The following is a 20860-nucleotide window of genomic DNA, read 5'->3' on the forward strand; positions in this document are numbered from 1 at the left end:
GGTCGGAGTCTCGTCTCCTCACACGGCCCAACATCGCACGCCGCGCCGCGAGATTCAACGCGAAGAATTGGGCCAAAGTAGCAGGCACGTTCCACATGCCGTCCGCCACAGCTGATACGGAACGATCATCACGCTGCGGCCCCGGATATGCATCCGGGGCTATTGAACGGAGGCTGTGTGCGTCGCGATGCTGCACTCAGCTCGAACGACGCACGTGGCTACGGCACGTGGAACGTGCCTGCTACTTTGCCTTACTTCGTCTTCAAGGCCAGATCCGCAATCTCGCTCGTTCCCTCGTCGTCGTTGTGCCAGAGGGCGTCGAGGTAGCTCGTCACGCGGCGGCGGGCCGTAGCGAGATAGTAGCGGGCCACTTTCAGATCGCGGCACTTTTGGGTTTCGTCGGCGTGTTCGTCGCGGCAGAGAGCGTCGAGTCGGTTGAGCACGCAGCCGCACACGTAAAGCTCCGTCGCGGCATCGGCGACGCGACCCAATAGATACTGTTTTTCCAGGATCGCCTCTTGATGGTTTCGCAACAGCGCCTCGACCGCGGCGCCGAACTTGCCGACCATTTTTCCGAGTTGCGCGGCGTCGTCGTGCAACTCCGTGCTGCGCACATGCACCGTCGGCGAGCTCAACAGCGCCCCGACTTTGCGAGCCATGAAGCCACTAAGTTTGCCGACGTTGCCGAGCGGGTGCTTGGCGGCTTCGAGAATCCCTTGCAGCTCGAGTCCCACGTCGCGCATGCCGACCAGCGCGATGAAGTTGCGCAGCACGTCGTTCGCCCCTTCGCCGATCTGGTTGATGCGCGCGTCGCGCAAGATTCGCTCGAACGGCTCGTCGGTAAAGTACGCCTTGCCGCCGTAGATTTGAAACACGTCGTTCACGATCTTCCACAGCACCTCGGTGGCGAAGACCTTGAGCATCGCCGTTTCGAGCATGTAGTCGTCGTGGCCGGAGTCGATGAGCGCGGCGGTCTGGTAGGTGGCGCTCTCCATAGCAAAGATGCCTGCTTCCATGTACGCGATCTTCTCCTTCACGAGCTCGAACGAGCCGAGCGTCTGCCCGAACTGCACCCGGCTGTTCGCATGCTCGACGGCCTTTGCCAAGCAAAACTTCGCCGCGCCGGTGCAGCTGGCGCCGAATGTCGTTCGGCCGAAATCGAGGACCGTGAGCGCTACTTTCAACCCCTTGCCGAGCGTGCCGAGTATGTTTTCCTTCGGCACGAACATATCTTTAAACGCAAGCCGCGCGGTCGCGCTGCCGCGCACTCCCAGCTTCGACATCCGCTTCTCGACCACCTCGAAGCCCGGCATGTCGGGCGTGACGAGAAACGCCGTGACCTTCGTCTCTTTGCTCCCGGGCACCGGAGTCCGCGCCATGACCGTGAGCACTTGCGCGATCCCGCCGTTCGTGATCCAGCGCTTCTTCCCGTTGAGGATGTAGCCCTTCCCGTCGGCCGTCGGCACGGCTTGCGTTTGCACGTTCGCGGCATCGCTTCCCGCTTCCGGTTCGGTGAGCGCAAACGCGCTGATCCATTCGCCGGTCGCGAGCTTCGGCAGCCAGCGGGCCTGCTGCTCTTTCGTGCCGAAGAGCACCAGCGAACGGGGACCGATCGAATGATGGGCGTTCACGAACAGGGCCGTGCTCGCGCAATGTCCGCCGAGCACTTCGAGCAGCTTGCAATACGACGCTTGCGACAAGCCGCGCCCGCCGACGCTCTCGGGCAGGCACGCACCCAACACGCCGACGTCGCCCAAGCCGCGCACGATCTCATCCGGAATGATCGCCTCGCGGTCGATCTTCACCGGATCGACCCGCTCTTGGCAGAACCGCCGCAACTCAGCCTGCATCTTGAGCGTGAGCGGGTCGGAGCCGGGATCGGGGTACGGGACGAGCCGTTCATTGAGATAGTGCCCGAAGTAAAGCCCTTTGGCAAACCCGACACGCATCCGAAAGTCGCTCAACAGCTCTTCGGCCTGAGCGATCTGCTTCTCGCGGTCGGCGGCACCCATGATGCGGAACTCCCAAAGGTCGAAAGAAGCACGGTGGTCGTACGATGAAAAACGGAACGAATCGGGGAAGCCCCGCAGCATTCGTAAGCAGACTCCCTACAGACGAAGCCCGCGTCCATCCGATTCCGTTAGAAATATACAGTCGCACACCGCAACGGGCGATGCCAAGCCTAGCCGCGGTGTGAAGCTCGCGGATCCGCATGACTGTCGGGCCACGCTCCGACTGGCGGAATCGTTATGAAGCCGGGCGTAGTCATTTTTAAGCCGATCGCCTATATTGACGCGTCAAGCCTCCCTCCTTGTTACCGCTGAGCGAAAGGTCGTCCGAACCATGTCACAAGTGCTTACCGAGCAGGTGCTGGTCGTTCCGACAAGTGTGTTTCACAAGCTCGGACACTTTCAGGGCTTCTGCGCCGACGTCGACTTCTACATGGCCGAGCTCCTCAAGCCGGAGCATGTGAGCTATCGTCCGCGGCCGGAAATGGAGAAAGATCCGAAGTTCAAGCAGTTGATTCCCTACGCGATTTTTCATCATCGCGATGCGGCAGGCAGACAGTATGTGTTTCAGTACACCCGCGGCAAAGGGCAAGGCGAAGGACGTCTGCACAGCAAGCGAAGCGTCGGCATCGGCGGACACATCTCGAGCGACGACGCCTCGACGATCGACATCGACCCGTATCGCGAAGGGCTCCGTCGCGAGCTGGAAGAAGAAGTCGTCATCGGGTCGGCCTACACGGAGCGCTGCGTCGGCCTGATCAACGACGATCAATCGGAAGTCGGCCGCGTGCATCTCGGCGTCGTCCACCTGTTCAGCGTCGACGAGCCTTTGGTTCAGCCGCGCGAGACGGAGATCATCGCCTCGGGCTTCCAGCCGGTCGACGAATTGCTGCAGCAACTCGACGGTTTCGAGACTTGGTCGTCGATTTGCCTGAAAGCGCTCTTCGCCTAACAATAGAAGCAGCCTCTCCCCGACGACGCTCGCCCGCGACACCTCGGCGTTTCTCCGCGGCCATGCCCGACCCGACCGGCCCCGACCACGACACGATCTACATGGACAACCACGCGACGACGCGCGTGGATCCGCGCGTCGTCGAGGCGATGCTCCCCTACTTTACGGAGCGGTACGGCAACAGCGGCAGCATCAACCACGCGTTCGGCCATGAAGCGCAAGACGCCGTCGACGCGGCCCGTTCGTCGATCGCCCGAGCGCTCAACGCCGGCGAGCGCGAGATTGTGTTCACGAGCGGTGCAACCGAAAGCAACAACCTCGCCATCAAAGGACTCGCCGAGCGCGCGCGGAAGAAGGGGAACCACATCGTCAGCGTCGCGACCGAGCACAAATCGGTGCTCGATCCGCTGGCTCGACTGGCTTCGCGCGACTATGAAGTGACGCTGCTCGACGTGGAACAAGCCGGTTCGCCGACGTCGGGCCTGCTCGATGTCGGCCGCGTGGCCGGCGCACTCCGGCCCGAGACGATTCTCGTTTCCGTCATGGGGGCGAACAATGAGATCGGCGTGCTTCAGCCGATTGCGGAGATCGGCAAGCTCTGCCGCGCGCGGGGCGTGGCGTTTCATTGCGACGCCACGCAAGCGGTCGGTAAGATTCCGGTCGACGTCGCGGCTTGGAACGTCGATCTGATGAGTTTCTCGGCGCATAAGCTTTACGGCCCGAAAGGAGTCGGCGGGCTCTTCGTGCGGCGTTCGTCGCCGGCCGTGCGACTGACTCCCCAACTCGACGGCGGAGGTCAAGAGGCCGGCTTCCGCAGCGGCACGCTCAACGTGCCCGGCATCGTCGGCCTGGAGCGGGCCTTAGAACTTTGCACGGCTGAGATGTCGCAAGAATCAACCCGTTTGGCAGCCCTGCGCCGGCGTTTGCTCACCGGCATCACGGCCGAGATCGACGGCGTGTCGTTGAACGGTCCGGTGTTGGACGAGCCGGCGTTCGATAAAGCCGCCGCAGCCGACGGTGCGCCGTTGCGGCTTCCCGGCAACTTGAACCTCAGCTTCGACGGCGTCGACGGCGAAGCGCTGATGCTGAGCATGAAGCGGCTGGCGGTGAGTTCCGGAAGCGCCTGCACTTCGGCGAACCCCGAGCCGAGCCACGTGCTGCGCGCCTTGGGCCTGAGCGAGGATCTTACCCGCGCGAGCCTCCGCTTCGGCCTCGGCCGATTCAACACCGAGGCGGAAGTCGATCGGGCCGCGCAACTGGTCGTCGCGGCGGTGCGCGACCTGAGAAAACTCGGCAGCATGGCGTAAACACGTGGATATTGCAGCGTAAGTAACTGGAATTGCGATACTTGACGCGGCCCCGGCCTGAATCGGACTTTCCCTTTCGGCCGAGGGAGGTATAATTCGAGCAACGACGTAAGTCTGAAAACCAGCTTCTATTCCGATAACCGATCTAGGTGACACCATGGCAGTCTTGCTGAGCGAAAAGGCCGCGAACGAAGTGAAGAAGATCATGACCGAGCAAAAGCTCGATCCCTCGATGTTTCTCCGCGTCGGCGTTTCGGGCGGCGGCTGTAGCGGCTTTTCCTATAGCCTCGGCTTCGACGGCAACTTCAACGCCGCCGAAGATATGAAAGTCGATTGCCACGGCGTGTCGATGGTCGTCGACAAGAAGAGCGAGCTCTTCTTGGACGGCACCACGGTCGACTTCTACGAAGGCCTCGAGAAGCGCGGTTTCACGTTCGAGAACCCGAACGCGGTGAAGAGCTGCGGTTGCGGCAGCTCGTTCTCCGTCTAAAGAAATGTTGCGGAAGCTCGCGGGCTTCCTTACGAATACCACGAGAGCTCTCGGTGCGAAGTGCACCGAGGGCTTTTTTCGTTTGCTGCACGAAATGCAGTCTATTCGGAAAGGCGCAGCCCGCGGGGCAGGCTCTCGCCGAACATGCGTCCCTGCTCTTCGCCGGCAAGCCTGCCCCCTGCAACGACGAGCTCGCGCAGATGGTCGGCCGCTCCGACACGGTCGAACCACGCGACGATCGAGCGGCGCGTCTGCTCGTCGACATCGCGAAACCGATCTCCCGTCTTGCGCGCCAGTTGCATCAGCGCGAAGCCGATCGACAGCTCGCTCCCTTTCATCCCCATCAAGGTCCGGCTCCAACCGGCCGCGACTTCCGCCGGCACGACCACGTTGAGCGGGCCATACATAGGCACCCGCGCCCCGATTCGGCCGATCGTCCAAATCAGAGCGTCTTGCACGGCCGGCGTCTTTTCCTTCGGAGCAAGAATCAGCGCCGCGTGCGCGATCTCTTCTTTGCGAACCACTTCGAGCAACTCCAACGACCCGAGCAGCCGCCACACCTCGGCCGACTCATGGCCGCTGAATCCGAAGTCGGGCTTGCGCGGCGGCGCTGCTTTCGAGCCCTTCAGCGCGAGCAGATAAACACGCAATGGCGCCGCGAGCGGCTCGGCCAGCGCGCGTTGCTGGCCGGCCGTCAGCCCGCCGGCGATGCGCCGCCAAAGGATCAACCATTCGACCCGCACGCGCGCCCCGTGAAAAAACCGTTTCGCTTGCAGCAGCTTCCAAGTCTGCGCCACGCGCCAATCGTCCACCGCGAGCCCATAGCCGGGACGCAGCGCAAAGCCGGCGGTCCAGAGCCAGCGCGCCTCATGTTCTTCCGACAATCGCCGGCCTTGCTCCAGCTCGAACAGCTCTTGCCATTGCTCGCGCAACAGCGACACCGGCCATTCGCTTCGTCGACTGCCGATGCTCTCTTCCAAGCGTTTGATCAGCGACTCCGGCTTGTGCGCTTCGTCTTTGTTTTCGTAGGTCGCGCGGATCGGCTCGCGCCCGCGTCGCGAAAGATCGGCCTCGACGAAGCCGCTCGCTTCGGCACTTCCGGCGTGCGCCTCACGATCGGTTTGAACTGCGGAGCGGACATCGAATTGCAGCTTCCATACGGCTCCGGCGGCATCGGCCGCGGCCCGCGTACACCACAACTCCAGCGTGCCGATCTCGGTCAGCTTGGCATGCAGCTCGACCGTGATCGTTTCGCCGGTTCCCTTCTTCGCGGTCTGCAGCACCGTCCGAATCGGCGGCAGGGCCGACATTTGCAACGGATCGACGGCGACGATCGAGCCGACCGGATCGGTGAGCCGCGTGCTGGAATAATAGAGCGGAAACTCGACCGGCTCCCGAATCCGCAGCTCGAAGGTTCGGCCCGGCAGGTCGAGCCCTTGCCCTTCGTCGATGCCTGCCGGCAACAAGCAGACGGCCTTCGCCGCGGCCTCGTCGGCGGAGCCCAGCCCGACGTAATACGTTCGCGCCGAACCTGCCGCGATGCGCACTCCTTGCCCACGCCGCACGAGCCCATAGTAGGCCGCGCCGCGCGCCACGGCTAAGTCGAGCCGGTGGTTATCGAGAATGCGCGGTTGCCACGCTTGCGCCCCGGTCGCGCCCGGCGGCGCGAACCAAGAGCCGAGCACTTCCAACAGCCGGCTCCGCAACTGCGGCGACTCGAAGAACCCTCCGTTGAACAACACGATGTCGGGCCGCGCCGGATCGTGCGGCGTGTTCATCGGCACATCGTCCGTGGCGACGTGCCGATGCGCGGAGAGAAACGCTCCGAGATAGCGCGTCATCGCGGCATCGGGAGCGTAAGGGAGCCCGAATTCTTGGAAGCCGCTCCGTCGGGCCGGAGGTTTTTCATCGAGCTTCGTCCGAGGCAAGAAACCTTCGACGAGGAGCGCTTGCCCTTCGCCGGCGTCGAGCTCGATGCTGCGGCCGCCGCCGATCAAGCGCGAGCCGCCGCCGGGAAGATTCACTTTGATCCGCTCCGGCGGCGCGGGCCCGAGCAGCGTCTCTTTCACTTGCCGGCAACTTCGCAACAGCGTGGCCCATGCGCGCGGCTCGAGCTTGCCGCCGTCGGTCGCTTTCCGTTCCAGGTGATGTGCGAGCGCCAGGTCGAGGTTATCGCCGCCGAGAATCAAATGGTCGCCGACCGCCACACGATGAAACTGCACGCGACCATCGCCGCCGGCCCGCACGCGGATGAGCGTGAAGTCGGTGGTTCCGCCGCCGATGTCGCACACCAGGATCTTCTGCCCCGGCTCGACTTCGGTTTGCCAACGATCGGCGTGGGCCGTGATCCAGGCATAGAACGCGGCTTGCGGCTCTTCCAACAACACGACCCGATTCAAACCGGCGAGCTTCGCCGATCGGATCGTCAACTCGCGAGCCACTTCATCGAAAGACGCCGGCAACGTGAGGACGATCTCCTGCTCTTCCAGCGGATAACGCGGAAAGCGGTAGTTCCACGCCCGGCGAAAGTGTTCGAGATAGCGGGCACCGACATCGACCGGCGAGAGCTTCACAACATCTTCGGCACCGTGCCAAGGCAACAGTTCGGCCGTACGATCGACGCCGGCATGGCAGAGCCAACTTTTCGCCGACGAAATCAACCGGCCCGGCACGGTCTCGCCGTGATCGCGGGCGAATGTGCCGACGACATACGGCGGATCGCGGTCTTGCCACGGGAGTCGCATCGCGCCGGCGGCGAACTCCCCTCCGGCCGGCTCGTAGTGGAACGAGGGCAACGTGTCGCGGGCTTCGATCACGCCGGGAGCGACGATCTGCGGCACCGGAAAGTCTTGCACCTGCGACGCCGCACCGAGTTCGGCTTGTTCGGTGTCGACGAAAGCCATGGCCGAGTTCGTCGTGCCGAGATCGATGCCGACGATATAGCGGCTCGGGCCCGATGGAAGCGCGTCGTTAGCCATGACGAATGAAACGGGCTAAGCCGATTCCTCGCGCACGCTGAACTCCAGCTTCCAACGATGCGGCGAGATCGTGCTGGCGCACCAGAGCTCGAAGACGCCGAGCTCCGTGATGCGCGACTCGAACCGCACCGGCACGTAGCCGTCGTCGGCTTCTTCCATCGCCGGCAAAACCGTCGCCAAGGGATCGGTCTCGACGAGTTCATCGTCGGCCCAACGCTCGCGCAGGTCGCCGGGACGATCGCTCTTGCGAACAGCCGAACTAAAGAATCGAAACTCCGCCGGCTCACCGACCACGAGCCCGATCTCTCCGCCGGGAACTTCCGCGGCCGTTCCTTCTTCCATGCCGAACGGCACGACGCAGAGCGCGCGCAGCGGGCGCTGCGCGCCGGGAATCGCGAGCCCTGCGCTCTCGATGCCGACGTAGTAGGAACGCGCCGTGCCGCCGCGAATGCGGATGCCGCCGGCGGTCTTTGAGCGGGCATAGTAAGCGGCGCCGCGCGCCACGGCACAATCGAGATCACTGTTCCCTTCGAGCGTGCGAGGCAGCCGCGCGGCGCCGCACCAGCCGGCAAGCACGTCGAGCAGGCGAGCCCGCAGCGTGTCGGCTTTGAAGACTCCGCCGTTGAACAACACATGCAAAGGCTTCGCCGCCGCAGTCTCCGAAGCCGCGACGCCGAGCACGCCGTTGGAGCTGAGAAACAGGGCCAAATGTCGCGTCACGGCGGTATCGACTTCGTACGGCAAGCCGAGCTCGCGGAAGCCGGAGGCCCGATTCTTCTGCGGCTTCGCGGCGGCCTCGCAAGGGGGAAAGAAGCCGTCGACGAGCAGCCGCACGACGTCGTCGCGCACGAGATCGGCCGAGATCGTGCCGCCGACTAAGCGGCTTCCGCGCCCTAACACGGCGACGGGATGTTTCTCCGGTCCGCCGGAGGCGAGCAAGGCTTCCTTCGCGGCGCGGCACGAATGCCAAAGCGCGACCGATTGCCAAGGATCGAGCTTCGCTCCTTTTTGCTCGAGCACACCCGCGGCGTAGTGCGCAAGAGCGAGATCCATGTTGTCGCCGCCGACGAGCGTGTGGTTGCCGACCGCTGCGCGGCGCAGCATCAACTCGCCGCGCTCTTCCGCAACCTCGACGAGCGTGAAGTCGGTCGTGCCGCCGCCGACATCGCATACCAGGAGCGATTCGCCGACTTGCAACGTCCGCCGCCAGCGATCGCCCGTATCGGCGAGCCAAGCGTACACGGCCGCTTGCGGTTCTTCCAAGAGAATGAACGCTTCGGGAAAGCCGGCGGCAAGTGCCGCTTCGCGCGTAAGTTCGCGCGCGGCGGCGTCGAACGAAGCGGGAACGGTGAGCACGACCGATTGGTCCGCGAACGGCGCACTCGGATAAGCCGCGGTCCAAGCGGCGACCAGATGTTCCAGATAGCGCCGCGAGGCTTCGACCGGAGAAATCTTGGCGACCTCGTCTGGCGCGCCCCAGGGGAGGATCGCCTTGCGCCGGTCGACCCGACTGTACGCGAGCCAGCTCTTCGCAGCGGCGACGGTTCGCGTCGGCGCGTCGGCCGATTGCTTGCGGGCCCATTCGCCGACGACGTAATCGCGTCCGATAGCCCAAGGCAAATCGTAGCTCGCTTGGCCTCGGTCGTGATCGCCGGCGAGATACGTGAACGACGGTAGCAACGGGCGCGATTCGAGTACGCCGGGCGCCGTGAGTTGCGGAATCGGCAACACCTCGACCGTGGCGCGCTCGTCGTCGAGCGGCGCATAGGCGAGCGCCGAGTTCGTCGTCCCGAGGTCGATGCCGATGGCGTAACGCGCACTCATCCGATGTAGTTCCTCATGCCGACGGCAAGCCAAGGTGACAGGAAGCCTTCGTTATTTGATTTCAAGTTCGATCGGGGCGACGATCGTCTGTGCGGCTTCGCTGCCGGTCCAGGCGGGGAGTTCGCACCGTGTCGCTTGCCAACCATGGTGGGCTACCATCCCGCGAAACGGTGGCTTCCCGACGACGTTGCCGGTAAGGCGAAAGCGGGCCGCATCGAACCCCTCGGCGACTTCCAACGGGCTTCCCTCCGCTTGCTCGGTCGCCGGCCGGAGCGCGAAGATCCGTTCGATCGCAGCGGCGCAATCGCGATGCACGTCGCGCACCGCGGCGCCGATCTGAGCGTCGTCGTAGGCCGAGATGGACTCCTTCAGGAAATCGACCAAGCGTGCCTCGCGCTGCAAGGCGAAAAGGAGGCTAAGGGCATCGTTGCGCGTCGGCTTGGGCTTCGCCGGCGCAGCCGCTTTGACCGGGCTCGGCGCCGCGGCGGGGACGTTTTCCGGAGCGGCTTTCGCCGGTTGCGGGCTCGCCGAACCGTCTAACAGCAGCGCTACGCGACCGGCGAATTCTTGGTTCCCAAGCGCTCGGAAAAAGGACTTCAAGGCGATGGCTAGCCGACCCACGGCAACTCCTTAGAAAAGGCGAATGCACACAGAATGGCGGTCGCAGCCGTGAGTTGTCAACCCATGCGGAATTGCCGCCGCTCGACGCGCGGCTGAGCTTCCATTTTAGGAGGAGACCAACTAAGGTTAATGCCCTCGGCGCAGCGAAGATACGTCGAAACCACACACGGCCGACCGGCGGGAGACGAGACGCTTTCCCGGCGCGGTCGGGGCTACTACTTTTTCCTTATCATATCGGTCGGGTAGTTCATGCGCATCGCAGTGATCGGAACGGGATACGTCGGGCTGGTGAGCGGAACTTGTTTTGCCGATAGCGGCAACGAGGTGATTTGCGTCGATATCGATGCGGCTAAGATCGAGGCTCTGAAGCGCGGTGAGATTCCGATCTTCGAGCCGGGCCTGACCGAGATGGTGATCCACAACATCGAGGCCGACCGCCTCCACTTCACGACCGATCTCGCGGCCGGTGTGCGCGAGGCCGACCTCGTGTTCCTCGCCGTCGGCACGCCGAGCGCGCACGACGGCTCGGCCGACTTGACGAACCTCTGGAAGGTCGTCGAACAGATGGCGAGCCACTTGCCGACGCAAGCGATCGTCGTGACGAAAAGCACGGTGCCGGTCGGCACGAACGCCGGCATTCGCGCTCGGCTGAAAGCCGCGACCGGCCGCGATTGCGACGTCGCGAGCAATCCGGAATTCTTAAAAGAAGGGGCCGCGATCGACGACTTCGTAAAGCCCGACCGCGTGGTCGTCGGCGTGACGAGCACGCGCGCGGCCGAAGCGCTCCGCACGCTCTATCATCCGTTTCTACGAACGGAAAAACCGTTTCTCGTTATGTCGCCCGAAAGCGCGGAGATGACGAAGTACGTCGCCAACGCGCTGCTGTCGACGAAGATCAGCTTCATCAACGAGATGGCGAATCTGTGCGAACTGATGGCGGCCGACGTGAACGACGTGCGCCGCGGCATCGGCACCGATAGCCGAATCGGGCTCGCTTTTCTTTTTCCCGGCGTCGGCTACGGCGGCAGCTGCTTTCCGAAAGACGTGCGGGCCTTGGAGTCGATGGCGAAGAGCAAAGGGTACGAGCTCAAGATTTTGCCGGCCGTCGATGCGGTGAACGATCGGCAGAAGACCGTGCTCTTGGAAAAAGTGCTGAAGCATTTCGGCAACGATACGGCAGGGAAGACGATCGCCGTGTGGGGGCTGGCCTTCAAGCCGCGCACAGACGACATTCGCGAAGCGCCGGCCTTGGCGATGATCGATCAACTGCTTGCGCGCGGGGCGAAGATTCAGGTCCACGACCCGGAAGCGATGGAGAACGTGCGCAAGAAATACGGCGACAAGCTGCACTATGCCGATCGCCCGTACGACACGCTAATCGACGCCGACGCGCTGTTGATTATGACCGAATGGAAGGAGTTTCAGAATTTGAATCTCGCGGCCATTCGGAAGCTGATGCGCAAGCCGGTCATTTTCGACGGCCGCAACATCTACGAACCGAAAGCGCTGCGCGACGCCGGCTTCACCTACTATAGCATCGGCCGGGCTCCGGTTTTGCCGTAAGCAGAGCAACGCGTTCGGTTTCGTCGGGACATTATTCGAGACACTCGGGAGCGACAGAGCGGCGATGAGCAACAAGATCAAACGGATCGTCGTAACCGGTGGGGCCGGGTTTCTCGGCTCGAAGCTCTGCACGCGGCTCGTCGAACAAGGAGACGACGTCATCTGCGTCGACAACTTCTTCACGAGCCAGAAGAGCAACGTCGATCATCTGCTCGCAAAGCCGAACTTCGAGCTGCTGCGCCACGACGTCACGCACCCGTTGTGGCTCGAAGTCGATGAGATCTACAACTTGGCTTGCCCCGCCGCGCCGGGCCATTATCAATACAACCCGATCAAGACGATGAAAACGTCGGTGATGGGGGCGATCAACATGCTGGGCATGGCGAAGCGCTGCCGCGCGAAGATCCTGCAAGCGTCGACCAGCGAAGTGTACGGCGATCCCGAGGTGCATCCGCAGCCGGAGTCGTATCGCGGGAGCGTCAACCCGATCGGCACGCGCGCCTGCTACGACGAAGGGAAGCGCGCCGCCGAAACGCTGTTTATGGATTACTGGCGGATGAACCATGTGAACATCCGGTTGATCCGGATCTTCAACACTTACGGGCCCGGGATGCATCCCTACGACGGGCGCGTGGTGTCGAACTTCATTCAGCAAGCGCTCGAAGGAAAAGATCTGACGATCTTCGGCGACGGAAGCCAAACGCGGAGCTTCTGCTATCGCGACGACTTGATCGAAGGGATGATCCGGATGATGAACGGGCCGGACGAGTTCGTCGGGCCGGTGAACCTCGGCAACCCGACCGAGTTCACGATCTTGGAGCTTGCGAAGCTCGTGATCGAGCTGACCGGCGCGAAAGGGAAGATCATCGAGAAGCCGCTACCGGCCGACGATCCGAAACAGCGCAAGCCCGACATCACGCTGGCGAAGAAATGGCTCGACTGGGAACCGACGATCCCGCTGCGCGAAGGGCTCAAGAAAACGATCGAGTGGTTCCGCTCGATCGACATGCGCAAGTATCGGCCGCCGACGCCGAACTACTAAACGACTCGTCGAGCCGTAGCGCCGTTATTCGTTCGCGCTCGGCAACTTGCTGGAAGATTGCGTCGCTCGGAATGCGCTCGAGCATTTCGCTTCTTGGATGTCGTCGCCCGATCTTCCGCGGTCTCTCTATTGTGACGCAGTGAACTCGTCGCCTACGCGCCAGGCTGCGCGAAACCTCACCAGCGGCGGACGATGTTCGACACACGTGACCGCCCGACGGTTCGATTTCGATGAATTATCACGGCTTACGCGTGCCGCTAGCAGTTGGGCACCCTGTTTGCATTGGTGTTGATTCAAGTGTCCTGAAACTTGAGTTGCCGCTCGTTCACCATTGCAAAAACTACCCCGACTCGGGAAATGATTTATGAAAACGATTTTCTTCGCCGTCGTGTTCGTCGCCGTCTGCGTTTACGCGCTGGAAGTTCGACCTGAAAAGTTGTTTGCGTCGAAGCGTGTGCCTCTCGCGCCGCCGGCGATACCGACCGGCGAGCGGTTCTATGTCGTCCTCTTGGCGCATCAGAATCAGGAGAACGAAATCGCGATGTCGCACACGTTTGCCGTGTTTCTCAGGACGAGCGGCACCGGCGCCGAGCACCAAGTGTTAGAGACGCGCACGATCAATTGGCTCCCTGTTTCCGGCCATGTTTCGATCGTCCGGCCTGCTGAGCCGGGCATCAATAAGAGCCTCGCGGAAACTCTTGCGTGGGCGAAACAACGCGGCCTCGAGCTCACGATGCGCGGGCCCTACGAGATCGATGCGGAGTTCTTCGGGCGGGCGGCGGCACAAGTCGCGCGGCTCGAACGCGGCGATTTTAAGTATCGTTGCTTCAATACCCAGTCGCGAAACACGGCCAAGAATTGCATCCATGCCGTAGCGGACATCTTCGAAGATCAGGGCCGGATCGACACAGGCAGCGCTCGCGGACACGAGGCGATGCTGAAAGTCGCCGAATACTTCCAGCCACGCTTCAAGGGCAAAGAACTCTTGGCCGCCGACGCCGAGCCGCTGCTGGCGAAACTCAATCTGCAGGATCTTCGCAAGCAGGCCGGCGAGCAAAACCTCGGAGCGGTCGCTGCCGGAGAGTGAGGCGGCCTGAGAGGCCGATGCAGTTCGCTAGGCGTCGTGCGCGCGGAGCATCATCGCGGTTTCTTCGCGAAGGATATAGAGCGTCATTCGGGTTTCCCAGACGAGTAGCCCGGAACCGACAACCAGACCGCCGACGCCGACCATTCCGGCGCATAGCGCGATGCCGAGCGCGATCTGCCGCGGCAGGTCTTGCTGTACGACGAAGAGCGCCCCGGCGACGAGCGAAATCAGACTCGCCGCTCCGAACGAGCCGACGGAAACGTAGAACGCCGTGAGTGCCCGAACGAGCAGCAAGGCCCGTCGCTCGGCATATCGCAACTGGCGAACGCGAAACGCCTTCGCGGGATCATCGGTGCGAGGTTGATCGCCGACTTCTTTCGACAGCGCTCGGGCCCGATCGATCGCCCGCGCGAAACGATTCGCCGTGCCGAGCGACATGATCGACGAAGCGTTCGTTAAGATCGCGGGAGCCGCAATGAAAGTAAGCAGGCTGAGCGGATTCGCCGCGAGTGGTTCCATCGAATATCGGCGCCCTGTGCGAGAAATTAGATCGTGAACGGTGCGCGATACTTGCGGCTCGTAAGGGCCTGCGCTTCCGAGTCGTCGATAACGGCCTCTTTCACGGCGTCCCAGCGGATCTTGCGACCGGTTTGAATTGCGATGTTGCCGAGATGGCAAGCCGTGGCCGCGCGATGACCGATCTCGATCTCGCACACCGGCGGCTTGCGCGACGCCACGCATTCCAAGAAGTTGCGATGATGGTTCTCGCTCACATACAGCCGCACATCTTCGGCCTTGAGCGGCTCCTTCAACAAGTATTCCGGCTCGACGACGATCTTGCCGCGGGCTACGAAAATCCTTCCTTCGGAGCCGATGAACGTTACCCCGCCGGGAATGTCTTTCTGCTGCTGGCCGACGATCATCGTCACGTCGTTCGGGTACTTATACGTGACGCGGCAGGTCTCGGTGACTTCGTGCCAATGCTGCGGGTGGAACGTGCCGGTCCCTTCGATTTCGAGTGGGCCGGATTCGTCCATTCCCATGCCCCAATGCGCGATGTCGATATGATGCGCGCCGAAGTTCGTCATCTGCCCGCCCGAGTAGTCGCGAAAGAAGCGGAAGTTGTAATGGACGTGGTTCTTGTTATACGCGCGCTCCGGGGCGGGCCCGAGCCAGGCGTTGAAATCGAGCTCCGGCGGTGGAGCGCTGTCGGGAATCGGCTCGCCGGGATGATTCGGCTTCGGGATCCCCACCAACACTTCCTTCAACTTCCCGAGCCGGCCGGAGCGGACCAACTCGCAAGCCTGCCGGAACTTTTCGTCGGAACGTTGCTGCGAACCGGTTTGCACGATCCGCTTTCCCGCGCGGACCGCGTCGATCATCTTGCGCCCTTCGAAGATCGTGTGCGTCAGCGGCTTCTCGCAATAGACGTCTTTTCCGGCCAGGCAAGCGTCGATCGTCATCCGGGCGTGCCAATGGTCGGGCGTGCTGATGACGATCGCGTCGATGTCTTGCCGATCGAGCAGCTTGCGATAATCGGCGACCCCTTCGACGTCGCGCATAAGCACCTTCTGCATCGCGGCTTGCGCATCGGCTAGCACTTTCGAGTCGACATCGCACACCGGGCCGACCGTGCAGAGCGAACCATCGAGCTTCGAGAAGCTTCTTAAGTTCGACATCCCTTGGTTCTTCACGCCGATGTGCCCGGTGACGATCCGGTCGTTCGCGCCGAAGGCCGAGCGGGGGACGAAATACGGCGCCGCCAGCGCAGCCGAAGCGGCCAGCGAAGTCTTGAGGAATCGCCGCCGCGAAACTTGCGGAACCGAAGCCGAAACCGAAGCAGCGTGCGCACGATCGAGGGGCAAAGACATGGCAAAGGTTCCGGGCGAGGTTTCCGAGGAAGTGGCGGCGAACATCGAGCGACGGCGAAGGGAGAGGCGATCCCGTTATATTCGGAGCAACCGATGTTTTCTACCTGCGCTCCGCTGGAGCCGACGGTCGTGAGCGTGAAGAGCCTGCGCCGCGAGCGCGCCCCGGCTTGAAAACCGGCCCGACGTCACCTATAACGGAACCTCGCCGCGGACGTGGCGAAACTGTTTTTGACGCCCGTTTCTGTCATCTAGAGTGACCGATTATGTGGCGCCTATCGCATCTCTGTATGCCGCCGAATCTCTTGCCGGCGATTTCGTATAATCGCTGTCGGATAAACGACAACCGTGAGGCCGACGCGATGGCTAAAGCAATTCAAAAACAGATTCTTTTCATCTCGCACGTCGCCGAAGAGATTGCGATAGGCAAGGCGTTTGAGAAGCTGATAGACGAAACGTTTATGGGCCTAATGAAGCCGTTCGTTTCCGATATCCCGTTGGGTCTGCAATGGTACGAGACCATTAGTAAGAATTTGAAAGACTGCTCGGCCGGAGTCGTAATGGTCGGTCCGAGGTCGGTACGACGGCCTTGGATCAATTGGGAATCTGGAGCGATATGGGGGCAGGGCAAAAAGATTATTCCCCTATGCCACTCAGGATTGATACCGACCAAGTTGCCATACCCGTTGCAAGGTCTTCAAGCGGGAATAGCTACCGATGCTGAATCTCTAAACTTGGTTCTTTCAGTTGTCGCACAATGCTTAGGCTGCAACATGCGAACGGTCAACGTTCAGCCGTTTATTGATGCGGTTAAAGCATTCGAGATAGACGACGCAAAAAACAATCTTTTGATTAAGAATGAAGGATCGACCGACGTTGACGGAATGGGAAAACACGAAGTCGACATTATGAGTGCGTTACTCACGAACCTAGATAATCCCGAAGCAGCAGTACCGACAGATGAGATTTATAAAGTTGCGACATCGATGGGGCATTCTCGTAATGCAATTACGCTCGGTCTCGGGATGCTCAAGCGTAGGGGGCTAATCGAGTTTGCCGACCACGGAAATTATAGTAATGACGTGTGGTTCGTCACCAAGCCAACGCCCGATGGTTGGGAATGGCTTTATTCAAACTCGCACTTATTCATAATGACGGCGGAACCCGAACCAGCCGCCAAGACTAACGACGACGGGCCACCGTTGCGACGACCGGGTATTAGTCCGATAAGGGAAAAGCCCATTCGTCGGCCTCCTGTTGATGATGGAGACATTCCTTTTTAGACACCGGGCATGGACAGCAATGTCTTCTTTTACCCGCGAGCGAATATGCGAAATGGCTTTGTATGCGCATTCGCGCACGCATGTGCTGAAAGCTCTCCGCTCGGAATCAAGTCTTGTACTCTCTCAAGTGAGTTCATGCTAAGATGGCGGCAGCCCTCCGCCGCTTCTAGCTTGCCCGCCTCGTGATATCGTTCGCTCGCGTCACGCCCTTCGAGTGCGATCTATGCCACGCTCGATCTTTTCGCTTTTCATCGTCGGTTTGACGATCGCCTGTGCGGGCGCACCCATCTGCGCCGAAGAAAAGAAGACCTACGACGGGCCGAATTGCCTGGCCCCGGTCGATGATTTCTTTGCGAACGAGGTTTGGGCGAAGGTCGGGGCGCAGGCGTGTTTGAACTGTCATAAAATCGGAGGGGATGCCGAAGAGAGCAAGTTCGTGCTGCGCGATCCGAGCCGGAGCCAAGGGACGGCCCGCAGCGAGGCGCTGCTGCACAATCGGGATGCGTTTGCGCGGATGGCGAAGCTGCGCGAGGGAGACCGCTCGCGGATCCTCGTGAAGGTGACCGGCGGACTCGAGCACGGCGGCAGCGACGTCCTGAAAGCCGACTCGACCGGCTATCGGATCCTCGCCGATTTCGTGCATCGCACGACAGCCCCGAGCGCGGCGGTTGCGCCGCAGATCAAGATCGACGAGCAGAACGTCCGCGCGTTCTTCGACGGCATCGTGATGGTCGACGATAAAAAACTGTTGCGACGTCTGACCCTCTCCTTAGCCGGCCGGCTGCCGACCGCGGCGGAGCTGGCGGCGGTGAGCTCGCAGGGACGAAAAGCGATCCCGGCGCTGCTCGACGGCATGATGAAGGAAGAAGCGTTCTACACGCGGCTGCGCGAAGCGTTCAACGATATCTTTCTCACGGTCGGTTTCGAGGACAACCCTGAGACCGTGCTGTCGTACGAGCATTTCAGCAAGACGCGCAATTGGACGCAGAGCTTCGACCTGAGCCGCATCAAAGACGAGAAGGAACGGACGCAGGCCGGCTACAAACTCTCGGGCGACTATCGCAAAGCGATCCTCGGCGAGCCGATGAAGCTCATCGAACATATCGTGCGCAACGACCGACCGTTCACCGAGATCATCACGGCCGACTACATCATGGTCACGCCGTTTTCGGCCCGCGGCTACGGCATCTACGACGAACTGAAAGGGAAGTTCGCGCTCCCGGAGAATCCGCAGGAATACATTCCGGTGAAGCTCAAGGCGCTCGTCGCCCGCACGCCGAACGACAACCAAGAATCGGCGACCGGCTTCTACCCGCACGCGGGCATTCTGAGCACGTTTCAGTATTTGCGCCGCTACCCGACGACGGAAACCAACCGCAATCGTCTCCGTTCGCGGATGTTCTATCAGCACTTTCTCGGGATCGACGCCTTAGAGTTGGCGGCGCGCGTGTCCGACGCCGCGGCCGTAACGGCGAAGTTCGAGATCCCGACGATGCAAGCCTCGGAGTGCGTCGTGTGTCATCGGTCGCTCGATCCGGTGGCGAGCTTGTTTCAAGACTACTACAAGTTCGAGGGAGTGTACGGCCGGCGCAAAGAGGGTTGGTATAAGGATATGTTCGGCGCGGGCTTCGAAGGGGAAGAGATGCCGCCGGCCGAGCGTTGGCGAGCGCTGCAATGGCTCGGCGAGCGGACCGTGAAGGACCCGCGCTTCGCGACGGCGATGGTCGAGCATGTGTACTACATTCTCGCCGGCCGCAAGGTGCTGTTGCCGCCGAAAGAGCTCGACGATCCTCTCTACGCCGCGAAGAGCCGCGCCTATCAGGCTCAGCGGCGCGAAGTCGAAGCGATCGCCGTGCGCTTCGCGCAAGACAAGTTCAACTTGAAGACCGCCTTTCGAGCCTGGGCCGAGTCCGACTTCTACCGGGCCGACGGCTTACGCTCTGCCGCGGCAAGCCCGCAACGCGAGGCCGAGCTCGACGACATCGGCCTCGCTCGCATGCTCTCCCCCGAGCAGTTGGAGCGGAAGCTCGCCGCCGTGTTCGAAGAACGCTGGGGCCGGCTCACGGATCAAATGGCGATGCTCTACGGCGGGATCGATTCCAAGGAAGTAACGGAACGTGCCGCCGACCCGAGCGGCGCGATGGGTGCGATCCAACGGATCATGTCGAACGACGTCGCTTGCAAACAAACCGCGCGCGACTTCGCCCGCCCGCCTGCCGAACGTCGACTGTTCCCCGGCATCGAGCCCGACGTCGTGCCGGGCAATTCTCCCGACGGAGACGCCGCGCTTCGGCGGGCGATCGCGCACCTGCATCAGCGCATTCTCGGCCGCGACGATGCCGTGGACTCGACCGAAGTCGACCGGACCTGGGAGCTTTTCGCCGGCATCATCGACGACGCGCACCAACAGAAAAGTTTCGAGAAACGCGAGAGCTACTACTGTCGCCAAGGGCTTCCCGAGCCTTTGACGAACGATCCGCACTACACGCTGCGCGCTTGGCGCGGCGTCGTCACTTATCTCCTGCGACGGCAGGAATTTCTTTACGAGTAGGCCCATGCGACGCGATTTTCTGAAATACTGCGGCCTGGTCGGTCTCGGGCTCGCCGCGCCGATCCGCTTCCCAGGCGCTGCGCGCGCGGCCACCGACGACGCCCCCTACGAGGGCCCGTTGTACGTCGTGTTCAACGCTTCCGGCGGTTGGGACACGACCTACTTGATGGACCCGAAAGGGGTCGGCGAAATCAACCGCTTGTACAAGGCCGGCGACATTCAAACGCGGGGCGAGCACAAGTTCGCCCCGACAAAGAAACACATCGCGGCCGGCATGAGCAACGAAGAGTTCTACGCCGAGTTCGGCGACGAGCTGCTCACGTTCAACGGCCTCGACTATTCGGTGAACAACCACGCACCCGGCTCGCGCTACATGGCGACCGGCAAGCTCGACAGCATGGCCTACCCGACGTTTGCCGCGCTCGTCGCCGCGTGCCAAGGGCCTGCTTGTCCGCTGTCGTTTTTGACGTTCGGCAACTATTCGACGACGGGCAACCTCGTCGCGATGTCGCGCGTGCCGTATTTGCCGTCGCTGCAAAAGCTGGCGAATGCCGATGCCGTCGAAGGGAATCGGCGCGCGCCGTATCACGACTCGTTCGTGCTCGAGCGGATCGAGCGGACGCTCGAGGAAGGGAACAAATCGCGGGCCGCGGAAGTCCGTCTGCCGCGCATCGAACGAGCCGACAACATGCTCTACGCCGCGCAAGCGAACTCCAAAGCGCTCGAGCGGGTCACCCCTTACATTCCGACGACGTCTCCCAAGGAGCGGCTGTCGCAACAAGTCGAGATCGCGCTTGCGTCGTTCAAAGCCGGCGTCTGCGTCTCGGCGAACCTCTCGATCGGTCAATTCGATAGCCACGCCAACAACGATCCCGACCAGATGAAGCTCCTGCCGGAATTTCTCGCCGGCATCGCGTATCTGTTCCGCCGCGCGGAAGAGTTGAAGATTCGCGACCGCTTGGTCGTAGTCGTGCAGAGCGAGATGGGACGGACGCCGACCTACAACAAAGGAAACGGCAAAGATCATTGGTCGATAGGCTCGATCATGTTCCTCGGGCGAGGCATCAAAGGGAATCGAGTCGTCGGTGCGACCGATGAAAAACAGTTCCATATTCCGGTCGATCCGAAGTCGCTGGCCTGCGACAAGGAAAAGGGAATTCGCGTCCGGCCCGAGCATATTCACACGGCGCTGCGCGAGTTCGCCGGCATCGCAGAGCATCCGTTCAGCAAGAAGTTCCCGCTCGGCGTCGTCGAAAAGGAACGACTGCAAGGGCTCTGGGGCTAA

Annotated in this window: 15 protein-coding genes; 9 read left to right on the forward strand and 6 right to left on the reverse strand. The window is 62.0% G+C overall.

The window, feature by feature from the left end:
* Positions 1-251 precede the first annotated feature (251 nt).
* Entirely contained in the window at positions 252-2012 is a 1761-nt protein-coding gene (locus K8U03_17520; GenBank protein MCE9606692.1) for an acyl-CoA dehydrogenase family protein, read from the reverse strand.
* A gap of 331 nt (positions 2013-2343) precedes the next feature.
* Here K8U03_17520 and K8U03_17525 point away from each other — a divergent pair, with 331 nt between their 5' ends.
* The 3 genes from K8U03_17525 to K8U03_17535 all read left to right on the forward strand — a co-directional run bounded on the left by K8U03_17525 (position 2344) and on the right by K8U03_17535 (position 4758).
* The gene (locus K8U03_17525; GenBank protein MCE9606693.1) at positions 2344-2961 is read left to right on the forward strand and encodes a phosphoesterase; all 618 of its coding nucleotides are present in this window, start codon (positions 2344-2346) and stop codon (positions 2959-2961) included.
* 62 nt (positions 2962-3023) lie between these two features.
* The gene (locus K8U03_17530) at positions 3024-4268 is read left to right on the forward strand and encodes an aminotransferase class V-fold PLP-dependent enzyme (protein MCE9606694.1); all 1245 of its coding nucleotides are present in this window, start codon (positions 3024-3026) and stop codon (positions 4266-4268) included.
* Positions 4269-4425: 157 nt separating this feature from the next.
* A complete protein-coding gene (locus K8U03_17535) occupies positions 4426-4758 on the forward strand; it encodes an iron-sulfur cluster assembly accessory protein (protein MCE9606695.1) in 333 nt (110 codons plus the stop codon).
* 101 nt (positions 4759-4859) lie between these two features.
* Here the strand turns inward: K8U03_17535 and K8U03_17540 are convergent, their stop codons facing one another.
* The 3 genes from K8U03_17540 to K8U03_17550 are packed head-to-tail and all read right to left on the reverse strand — an operon-like array spanning position 4860 to position 10181.
* Complete coding sequence (locus tag K8U03_17540) at positions 4860-7736, reverse strand: hsp70 family protein (GenBank protein ID MCE9606696.1); 2877 nt, start codon at positions 7734-7736, stop codon at positions 4860-4862.
* A gap of 15 nt (positions 7737-7751) precedes the next feature.
* On the reverse strand, positions 7752-9560 hold the full coding sequence (locus K8U03_17545) for an Hsp70 family protein (protein MCE9606697.1): 1809 nt from the start codon (positions 9558-9560) through the stop codon (positions 7752-7754).
* 51 nt (positions 9561-9611) lie between these two features.
* The gene (locus tag K8U03_17550; protein ID MCE9606698.1) at positions 9612-10181 is read right to left on the reverse strand and encodes a DUF2760 domain-containing protein; all 570 of its coding nucleotides are present in this window, start codon (positions 10179-10181) and stop codon (positions 9612-9614) included.
* A 249-nt stretch (positions 10182-10430) separates the two neighbouring features.
* Here K8U03_17550 and K8U03_17555 point away from each other — a divergent pair, with 249 nt between their 5' ends.
* From K8U03_17555 to K8U03_17565, 3 genes are all read left to right on the forward strand, one after another.
* On the forward strand, positions 10431-11744 hold the full coding sequence (locus K8U03_17555; GenBank protein MCE9606699.1) for a UDP-glucose/GDP-mannose dehydrogenase family protein: 1314 nt from the start codon (positions 10431-10433) through the stop codon (positions 11742-11744).
* Between the two features lie 64 nt (positions 11745-11808).
* Positions 11809-12786: an SDR family oxidoreductase gene (locus K8U03_17560; GenBank protein ID MCE9606700.1), complete on the forward strand. Its 978-nt coding sequence runs from the start codon at positions 11809-11811 to the stop codon at positions 12784-12786.
* 364 nt (positions 12787-13150) lie between these two features.
* Positions 13151-13873, forward strand: coding sequence for a hypothetical protein (locus K8U03_17565; GenBank protein MCE9606701.1), 723 nt, complete (start codon positions 13151-13153; stop codon positions 13871-13873).
* Between the two features lie 27 nt (positions 13874-13900).
* On the opposite strand, the gene K8U03_17570 is transcribed toward K8U03_17565, so the two are convergent.
* Complete coding sequence (locus K8U03_17570) at positions 13901-14392, reverse strand: DUF2721 domain-containing protein (GenBank protein ID MCE9606702.1); 492 nt, start codon at positions 14390-14392, stop codon at positions 13901-13903.
* 26 nt (positions 14393-14418) lie between these two features.
* Positions 14419-15744, reverse strand: a complete 1326-nt coding sequence (locus K8U03_17575; protein ID MCE9606703.1) for a Gfo/Idh/MocA family oxidoreductase — start codon at positions 15742-15744, stop codon at positions 14419-14421.
* Positions 15745-16103: 359 nt separating this feature from the next.
* On the opposite strand from K8U03_17575, the gene K8U03_17580 reads away from it, so the two are divergent.
* The 3 genes from K8U03_17580 (at position 16104) to K8U03_17590 (ending at position 20860) form a co-directional block, all read left to right on the forward strand.
* Positions 16104-17024 (forward strand): toll/interleukin-1 receptor domain-containing protein, encoded by a 921-nt coding sequence (locus K8U03_17580; protein MCE9606704.1) that lies wholly within the window; start codon positions 16104-16106, stop codon positions 17022-17024.
* Between the two features lie 223 nt (positions 17025-17247).
* Positions 17248-19575 (forward strand): hypothetical protein, encoded by a 2328-nt coding sequence (locus K8U03_17585; GenBank protein ID MCE9606705.1) that lies wholly within the window; start codon positions 17248-17250, stop codon positions 19573-19575.
* Positions 19576-19579: 4 nt separating this feature from the next.
* Positions 19580-20860 carry a DUF1501 domain-containing protein gene (locus K8U03_17590; GenBank protein MCE9606706.1) on the forward strand — a complete coding sequence of 427 codons (1281 nt, stop codon included), beginning with the start codon at positions 19580-19582 and terminating at the stop codon, positions 20858-20860.

The organism is Planctomycetia bacterium (genome assembly GCA_021413845.1).
In the GTDB taxonomy this organism is placed as follows: domain Bacteria; phylum Planctomycetota; class Planctomycetia; order Pirellulales; family PNKZ01; genus PNKZ01.